The organism is Vibrio sp. 704 (genome assembly GCF_033339295.1).
In genome coordinates this window covers 1-612 of record NZ_JAWOUH010000652.1, presented here as the reverse complement: position 1 = coordinate 612, position 612 = coordinate 1, and the positions used below count along the sequence as shown (strand labels likewise).

General features: G+C 47.5%; 1 pseudogene. It reads left to right on the top strand.

From position 1 onward, the window contains the following. Positions 1-612 (top strand): annotated as a pseudogene (locus R7R24_RS28310) (nuclease); the annotation flags it as partial.

The following is a 612-nucleotide window of genomic DNA, read 5'->3' as shown; positions in this document are numbered from 1 at the left end:
AGCTGAGCCACCTGCAGCATTTGTGTGTGAAGTGGATGGCCACGCGCCAACGTTCACATCCATTCAAGACATTCAAGGTGAAGGTGCTTCTTCGCCATTTATCGATGGTTACCCATACATTACGACAGAAGAGCATTTTGTTACTGGTGTCGTGAGCGCTGTTACTAGCGGTTTGACGAAAGGCTTCTACCTGCAAGCTATCGAGAACGATAACAACGATAAGACGTCTGAAGGTCTATTTATTCATACGAACGCCGCAGATACCGAGCTAAAGCCTGGTGACGTAGTTTGTGTGAAAGGTAAGGTTCAGGAGTACTACAGCAATACTCAGCTTTCTTCTGACGCAACCAGCTATGTAAAAACTGGCACGTCAGACATTCCATTGGTGACGCCGCTTGTGATCAAAGAAGGCGAAACTCTGCGTGATGCGTTAGAGCGCCATGAAGGGATGCAAGTGACGCTGAACTCAGCCAGTGATTTGTTTGTTACTCGTAACTTCTCTTACGATTACGATTCAAAACGTAACAACATGATGTTGTCGCACCAAGCTCCGCTCTTTAAGCCAACTCAGCTTCACGCAGCAGACAGTGCAGAAGCGGTCGCGCTAGCAAA